This is a genomic window from Parasutterella excrementihominis YIT 11859 (assembly GCF_000205025.1).
GTDB classification, from domain to species: Bacteria; Pseudomonadota; Gammaproteobacteria; order Burkholderiales; family Burkholderiaceae_F; genus Parasutterella; species Parasutterella excrementihominis.
In genome coordinates this window covers 7,435-14,736 of record NZ_GL883763.1, presented here as the reverse complement: position 1 = coordinate 14,736, position 7,302 = coordinate 7,435, and the positions used below count along the sequence as shown (strand labels likewise).

Sequence of the window (7,302 nt, the reverse complement as noted above, 5' to 3'; positions counted from 1 at the left end):
AGCAATTGATTGTTCATATGGGCGACAATTCCTGTCTTGGTGGCCTCCGAATTACTCAGAAAACGTTGAATAATCTTCGAAAATTGTTGCCCTTTATCGCTTTGGCTGAATTGCTCTAACTTATTGCTAAATTTTTGGATGTCCTGGGTCATTGCCAGGAGGTTGTAAAACTCCTTAACCGGATTGTTGTTTCCGCATTCTTGAGCTAAAAGCATTAGAAGTGTCTCAAATAAATCTTTGGCTGAAAGGCTCCAGAATTCTTCTTCCGGGCTCTTGTTGACAAAGAGCTTTTCAGAAATATCATTCGCAAGGGCCACTCTTTTAGCTTCGCTCTGGTCATCGCCGCAACAAGAAAAGTAGTAAAGGAGCATGCCGGAAGCCGCAAGCTTGTTTTTGCAGCCTGCAATAATTTTTTTTTGCTTCAAAAGCTCTGACTCACGAGAATCGTCCGTAATGACCTTGTTTACAGCTTGTCTAAAAGCTTTTTCAAATTTCTGTTGTTTCATTTTTTCTCCTTCATTGTGCCGAGTTGACTTTCCAGATGCTCCTTAAGGAAACGTTCTGTCAGTTCCAAAGCATTTTCGGCGACGCCTTGTATTCGCTGATTGTTTACGATTGCCGGAAGAACTTTCATGGCAGCGTACGTTTGAGAACTCGGAGTGAGGACCCAAGCGGTAAATGAAAAGATAATGAAAAGATGCCAAGTAACAGAGCGAAAAGCAAAAGTCCGACGGAACTGCTTTCAACGGCAATTACTATTAACAAGAGACAAAACAGACTCGTTAACATTAAGCCCAGCGATATTTTGTCCATTGCGCCGATCCAAAAAATATCTGAAGCTGTGATTTCAATCATGCTCATTCCTTCTAATTAGACGCTCTACCAATGCACGCGAGTCCAATTTTTCCCGTTGATAAAAACGTCGATAGCGCGTCTGGATTGGTATTTCTGCCAAACAACTTCTTCATAGACCTTCACAGGTCGATAACAAGTTGTCGTGTAGGAGCTGTCCCCGGAATCTTCTTGGCATGTATAGGGCTCGTAAGCGATGCCTTGATAGCCCCGTACGCATGCTTTTGTTCCGCCCCAATAACCGGGCGAATCCTCTGTCGCTTTGAACCAGTGCTCACCGCCCCAGTTATAGGAAGAGTGACCGTGCGTTAAAAATTTCCTATTTCCACGAGTCGTCTTGAACTTCTTAGCATCGTTTAAGTTCCCCTCGGTTAAGAACCCTTGAGGAGCATCCTCCATGCCTTGCAAAGAGCATGGATCAAAGCCGTCACTAAGCTGCTTGGCATAATTGCCATCGCCAGCCATCGGGCAGGACGGAAACTTGCACGGATGACGCCAAGAAAGACAGTCAAAAAGCTTGTCAATCGGAGGACGGCATTCAGAAACAGCGCGTGGGCCGTTAGGATTGGCTAGACAAAGAAGAACTTCACATCCCCAGCGTTCGTTTCCGGTCATGATTTCCAACTTTGGCATTCCCGGCAGTTTGGAATAATCCACATCTTCTGCGCATACAGCCGTCAAGCCTACCCCCATAAAGAGGACAGAGCCTGCAATAATTCCTGCCATGATGAGTTGATTTTTTGGGATTTGAATTATTTTCATTTTTTTGCCTTATCCTACATGGCTAGTTGAGATTGATTACCTACCGAACAAATACGAAACGCAAAAGTTCCGAGCAAGTAATAAAGACATTCCATCTTTAACCTCCTATACCTATCGCAGTAATGAAGCCGTGGACACAGAAATAGAATGTCCAGAGGAGCCCGATAACGAACGATGTGAAAAAAAAGAATTTGCAGGTTATTACGAAATTATCTAAAAACGAATCGGAAGAATTGACCAAATTAATCACAACCAGTTCTAGAAAAAATAATGAAAAGCCGGTACCCATAAAATAGAAGAACGCTAACATTTAGTTCCTCCATTTTCTCCAATCATTTTTGGGTAGTCCGCGGCCCTTAGGAATAAGAAACAGCGCCGCTGGCCGATCCGGCCAGATCGTGTTCTGAACAAATGGGAAGAGAATTTTGCTATGCACAAATACTGAGACCAAGCAATAAACCTCGAAATAAAAGCTTGCAGCAGCATAGTTTTCAGACACGCACGCGGCGCTAAAAGGGCCCTAGCTTTCCCTAAAGCCCCGAGGAAAAGGGGTCTCCGAGGATAAGAATAAAATTTAGTTTGCAAAGACAAATTTCTATTCAACCCTCGGAGGAAAAGAAAATGTCTAATTTCGAAAAATATCTCTATAAAACGGTCTTCTATGCCGTCTTCGCAGCTGCAATACTTTTTGTTCTTTTCTTGCTGGCGGATATTTACCAAAACAAAGACAGCCGGGAAAATATGGTGTTCTTGTGTACATTTATCGCTTGCGCCTCTGCGGTGATAAGTATTGTCCTTTCTATTGAAAATAACATTGAACGCAAAAAACTTATCAGAACGATTGAAAAAGCAACAGAAGAAATTCAGGGCCTTAAAAATGCAATTGCAAAACTCGGTAAAACGAATGCCAGACAAAGATAATAAAGAACTAAAAACAAAAGGCTTTTCGCTTTCGAGGGAAGCAGAAGAGTTAAGGGAAATTCCTGGAGAATTTTGGGAAGTTTTGAACCCTTGATTAGCGTCCAGAACAATAGAAAATTCACTACTATTAGCATGTGCAGGGTTCCGAGAAGAAGGGCGTTCGGTGTCATTTGCTGCCAAAAATCGACAGTAACCATGTCTAACAATAGCTGTTGAAAAAAAGCGTTCATTTAGTGATAAACCCATTGCCGGGGCGTTATAGCAAAAATGAAAGATGGAAGAAATCAAATCGAGCAAAACAGATACGTCCCGGACTTGAGAACTTTCAGAAGAAAACCGATAGCGCAGAAAACGAGGATATTCAGAGCAAAAAAGAGATTCCATCTTCCCGAAGACCAGTCCCGTGTGAGATAGAAATCGAGGCAGATGTAAATGAGGCGCAAAAATAGGATTGTGTAGATAAGGGACAGGAAATCCCGACCATGGTAAACCTCTAGTGTTTCGTAAAATTCGCAAGAGATTGTTCCTTGAAGCAAGGGAAGAAGACGATCCCAATTTTGAGTTGTCAGATAAACAGAAGCTGCTAAGAAAAGAACAAGGAACCACATTTTTATTCCGGAAGAACTGGGGATAAGAACTGGCGAGCATCCCACAACAAATAACAGAAACCAATCGATATCCGCTATTTCTTTCCCTTCTTATCAAGTTGGTTCTCATGGCACCACTCCCTTTAGCCCTGCCAGTCCGATAATTAGTATCGAGAGTCCGAGCAATAACAAGAGAGGAGCGGCACAAAAAACAGAGTCATGCTTTTGGAACAAAAACAAAGGAGCAGCGGCTATACAGGCTAAGCCGAGTATCGTTAAATAGAATGCGCTGCTGAAGTGTTCCATGGTTCTCTCTTGGGTTTTTAGTTATGCGGGGGATTCGTTTTGAAAATTAAATTTGCGGAGTATCTCTCCAGTTCAATATGTCTGCTTCATTCCAACGGGTGTATCTGGGGAAACGCTTCAGCGGCTGAGGAAAATTAGGCTTGTTTTGCATGAATTTCCAGACAGTCCGGACATTGATATTCAAAATGCGCGCAACGGTCTTTGCCGGTATTAGTCGTACAGCCTGAACGCCTGAAATCCTCTCGTTAGACATCATCTTTTCCTTTAGCAAGCTCTGGCAGTTTCAATTTCATTGGCATAGCGCTTTCTAAAAAGCTTCCACACACTGTCCCAGTCAAAATTCGGGTTTAGTTCTTCGCAGGTGACAGCACCGTCCGTCAGCAATTCAATCTGGATGCAGCGTCCGGCTGAAATATTCGCTTTTTTATTGGCCCACATGTAAACGTTCGTCGGTTGAATCTTGAGTTTCTTGGCTAACTGATACGACGCTCCGGTGCCTTGTTGCTTTAAATATTCGTCCAGTTTCATAAACAAGCGTTTCCTATTCCAATCATATAAAGGCAACTATCAATAGCTAAATTATAGCCAATCTATTGCTGCATTTCTATCGATAGATAATTTTCTATCAAAATAAAAAAGTTTTTGATATTAAAGAGCAAAACTAAGGGTTAAAAATGCGACCAGTCTCTTTAATTCGCCAAAAAAATTTACTCTTTCTTATAGAGCAATACGGTTCAATTGCTCGGCTCAATGTTGCCCTTGGACGATCAAAAACTGACGCCACACTCAGCCAAGTTAAAAATTTTGCCCCTTCAAGCGCAACGAAAAAGCCAAGAGAAATGGGTATTGCGCTGGCACGAGATATAGAAAAAAAGTTGAATTATCCAGTCGGATGGATGGACGAGGAACATCCAGAAATTCAACCATTACCGGAAAAACAAGAAGACATTAAATTAAAAGCTGAGGAGAAAAAAAACTCACCTTCAAAGCTAACCGTTATCCCATTGTTTGAGATACGCAGACGATCTACAGACGGCAGATTTGTTCCTTTTAAAATAGGTAACGTTCAAATGCCTGATATTTTTATTGAAAAGTCTGCGTATCCCATTCATGCGGAAAAAGCAGAGAGTTTTTATGTAGATGAGTTAACTTCAAGCGATTTAGTTCCCTATGGATCAATCGTTATCTTAGATAAATCAGTGCGCAGTTACACGAAGGATGGTCTTTACTTGGTTGAACTCAACGGAAGTGTTGTTTTTAGAAAGATTATCTCTTCTGCGAAAGGAGGTTTTATCGTTCAGTCTAGTTCTACAAATTCAGAACACATCCAAAACCTAGAACCGCTAAAAATTCTAGGCTTTGGTGTCTTCATTTGGGTGCAACAAGCTTTGTAATTTTTAACTTCTTAGGAATATTATCGCCGTTTGTAGATAATTAATGAAGAAAAGCACCTGAGCTGGATTTCCGCTTATAGTGTTTAAACAACCCGGCTTTACGGCATTCCTCTTCTTGTTGAAGTATCTTGTTGGACAAGTGTGCATGTTTCCCAATTTTCTTTTCAACGGAAAAATTCAATAATTTCTCACTTAAAACCATAAATAATTCTGTGCTGCAATCCTCTTTACGAACTTGTAATGAATTTATCGCCTGAATAAGTTCGGAGGGGCTCAAGCTGTTCGCGAATTCATCTAGTTCTTCAAAGTAAGTCATCTTTGCCGTGTCGTAGTTGTTTATTTCAAGGCTAGCGGCAGAAGAAGAAAAGAAGCCCATTGCAATCAGTAGGAAAATAATTTTATTCATCTCAGACTCAAACTATTAAGATAGAAAACAAATCATTAGTTTTGCTATTATATAAAAAATATTTTATAAATGAGTACTGACATGATAACTCCTTATCTCGTCGATCCCTTACAGCTTCAGCTCAATCATTCCAATTTGACGGTAGCAATGAGCGGAATTATTTCCAGACTCATTAACTTCTTCTATCTCAACGGCGGGGCGCCGTTCTCGTACATGCAAGCCTGCAACAGCGTAGGTGCCTTGGACGATCAGCTTAATAGAACACTTCTTGACGATCTTGATCAAGTTCTTGCCCTTTACTTCATTGAAATCGACAAAGGACTTTTTATCCCTCGGGAAGAGTGCGGAACAAAAGCTTTAGAAAAGTCTCAGGAGGGAAAAAATGAAAATTAATGACCTGATCAATCCCTTTGAATTTACCGGATACTTGATTACAAGTGATGAGTACGTCAGGGACTACATGGTGCTCTCTGATGAGTTCTCATCCTGTCTGTTTAAGCTCCGGCTGGGCTATGCGATGAAGGGGTCTCCTTTGACGCAGGAAGAAGTTTTCGCTTTGTATCCGGTGTTAACCGAAAACAGGCGTCACATTTTAGATACTGTGACTGCCAGATTCTTCAAAAAGGACAAAGAATTGCTGATTGATGAACGATTGGAGAAATCATTGTCCATGCGAAAAGAAGCCCACAGCTTGTTGGAAAACTTTATTCAGAATGAAGTATCTAAGAGGTTGGAAAAAATGAAGGCTGGATGGATGAGTTCCGAAAAAAGAAAACTCACAAAGATTCTTCAAGAGAAAATTGAGGCGGAATTGAGAACTGAATCGGCCCGGCTTAAAGATGAAGTTGCGAGAGCTGATCCGCAATTTATCAACAAACCGGTGAGCATATCTTCAACAAACGTTCAACAAAACGATGACAGAACGTCAACAGACGATCAGCAAAATTTCAACAGAGCGTCAACAAAAGTTCAACAAACTACCCAACAAACGTTTAACAGACAGGTCAACAAAACCTCAGCAAATGACCAGCAAAACGCCAACAGAATGTCAGCAAACGACCCAACAGAGGGCCAGCAAAATGTCAACAGAACGTCAACAAACAGGTCAACAAAACTTCAACAAACCACCCAACAAATGGTCAACAAACAGGTCAGCAAAACCTCAACAAACCACCCAACAAACAGTCAGCAAATTCATGAGAGTTGCTCGGAAGCCTTGAGTACCAATGGGTCTGCCGTAGCACAGAAGGACGGGAAAACGGCGGTTTTTTCGGCCGGAAATGTGACGAAAAACGAAATGGAAATCGCAGAAAATGAAAAATCGTCCTCGCGTACGTACACGCGCGCGCACCGATCGGATCGGATATCGGATAATAATTTAATTAATAAAAATATTAATAAATCGGAATCTGTATCGGAATCGGATAGAAGTTTAAAAATTAAAAACCTATTCGCGCGCGAAAAATCGGCTTGGATGATCGGCGAAGTTTTAGAAGTTTTGGTCTTTTTCGGTTTGGACGAAAAGGCGCTTGCCCGCTGGAGATCCAGAAATTCGGAAAATCAAAATTTCATTTTGGAGCTGGCCGCCGGCGGTATGTCCCGCTTCGACTATGACACGATTGCTCAGGTGTTTGCACGCTGTCAGGCCGCAAAAGACAAGGAAGGCAAGCCGTTAAGCTCGGCAGTGGCCTTTGTTCTCAAGTCCCTTCAGCACGAATTGACTGCGGTTTCAAACCGCAAAAATGCAAGACAATCCGCTTCAGAATCGGCTCAGCCCAAGCGATTCCGAGACATTGACTACATGGAAGGAATCGAAAGACTCAACCCGGACGGGACATTTGTTCTCAAACGCAAGACGGAGGGACGTTGACATGATTTCCTCTCAAATATCTGAAAAACAAGAACTTACCCCTCGAGAATCAATTGATGAAAGTCGGTTTGAAGCCGGGTTTTGCGAATTTCACGGATGGTTTACCGCCGGGATTAAATCTACCGACGGCACGGGGAGCCGTTGGTTTGCTGGATGTCCGAGATGTTTGGCTGAAACCAAAATCAAAAAACTATTCGGCCAAAG

7 protein-coding genes and 1 pseudogene are annotated in these 7,302 nt (G+C 42.0%); 4 read left to right on the top strand and 4 right to left on the bottom strand.

The features are described from left to right. Both HMPREF9439_RS12290 and HMPREF9439_RS12285 read right to left on the bottom strand, forming a co-directional pair. Positions 1–506 (bottom strand): annotated as a pseudogene (locus tag HMPREF9439_RS12290) (hypothetical protein); the annotation flags it as partial. A 373-nt stretch (positions 507–879) separates the two neighbouring features. Beyond that, positions 880–1,614, bottom strand: coding sequence for a hypothetical protein (locus tag HMPREF9439_RS12285; protein WP_008865095.1), 735 nt, complete (start codon positions 1,612–1,614; stop codon positions 880–882). Between the two features lie 579 nt (positions 1,615–2,193). Here HMPREF9439_RS12285 and HMPREF9439_RS12275 point away from each other — a divergent pair. Further along, positions 2,194–2,535 carry a hypothetical protein gene (locus HMPREF9439_RS12275; RefSeq protein ID WP_167535265.1) on the top strand — a complete coding sequence of 114 codons (342 nt, stop codon included), beginning with the start codon at positions 2,194–2,196 and terminating at the stop codon, positions 2,533–2,535. A gap of 1,157 nt (positions 2,536–3,692) precedes the next feature. On the opposite strand, the gene HMPREF9439_RS12255 is transcribed toward HMPREF9439_RS12275, so the two are convergent. Continuing rightward, on the bottom strand, positions 3,693–3,956 hold the full coding sequence (locus tag HMPREF9439_RS12255) for a transcriptional regulator (protein WP_008865090.1): 264 nt from the start codon (positions 3,954–3,956) through the stop codon (positions 3,693–3,695). A gap of 146 nt (positions 3,957–4,102) precedes the next feature. On the opposite strand from HMPREF9439_RS12255, the gene HMPREF9439_RS12985 reads away from it, so the two are divergent. Beyond that, positions 4,103–4,822, top strand: a complete 720-nt coding sequence (locus HMPREF9439_RS12985) for a hypothetical protein (RefSeq protein WP_008865089.1) — start codon at positions 4,103–4,105, stop codon at positions 4,820–4,822. A 40-nt stretch (positions 4,823–4,862) separates the two neighbouring features. Here the strand turns inward: HMPREF9439_RS12985 and HMPREF9439_RS12245 are convergent, their stop codons facing one another. Beyond that, entirely contained in the window at positions 4,863–5,228 is a 366-nt protein-coding gene (locus HMPREF9439_RS12245; protein ID WP_008865088.1) for a hypothetical protein, read from the bottom strand. 81 nt (positions 5,229–5,309) lie between these two features. On the opposite strand from HMPREF9439_RS12245, the gene HMPREF9439_RS12240 reads away from it, so the two are divergent. Together HMPREF9439_RS12240 and HMPREF9439_RS12235 are read left to right on the top strand one after the other, a co-directional pair. After that, positions 5,310–5,621: a hypothetical protein gene (locus tag HMPREF9439_RS12240; RefSeq protein ID WP_040603694.1), complete on the top strand. Its 312-nt coding sequence runs from the start codon at positions 5,310–5,312 to the stop codon at positions 5,619–5,621. 67 nt (positions 5,622–5,688) lie between these two features. Then, complete coding sequence (locus HMPREF9439_RS12235) at positions 5,689–7,098, top strand: hypothetical protein (RefSeq protein WP_157645898.1); 1,410 nt, start codon at positions 5,689–5,691, stop codon at positions 7,096–7,098. The last annotated feature ends 204 nt before the right edge of the window (positions 7,099–7,302 follow it).

What these genes read in the sequence shown, in the direction of transcription:
- HMPREF9439_RS12285 (WP_008865095.1), bottom strand. Translation starts at nt 1,614, where the DNA reads ATGAAAATAATTCAAATCCCAAAAAATCAACTCATCATGGCAGGAATT.
- HMPREF9439_RS12255 (WP_008865090.1), bottom strand. Translation starts at nt 3,956, where the DNA reads ATGAAACTGGACGAATATTTAAAGCAACAAGGCACCGGAGCGTCGTAT.
- HMPREF9439_RS12985 (WP_008865089.1), top strand. Translation starts at nt 4,103, where the DNA reads ATGCGACCAGTCTCTTTAATTCGCCAAAAAAATTTACTCTTTCTTATA.
- HMPREF9439_RS12245 (WP_008865088.1), bottom strand. Translation starts at nt 5,228, where the DNA reads ATGAATAAAATTATTTTCCTACTGATTGCAATGGGCTTCTTTTCTTCT.
- HMPREF9439_RS12240 (WP_040603694.1), top strand. Translation starts at nt 5,310, where the DNA reads ATGATAACTCCTTATCTCGTCGATCCCTTACAGCTTCAGCTCAATCAT.
- HMPREF9439_RS12235 (WP_157645898.1), top strand. Translation starts at nt 5,689, where the DNA reads ATGGTGCTCTCTGATGAGTTCTCATCCTGTCTGTTTAAGCTCCGGCTG.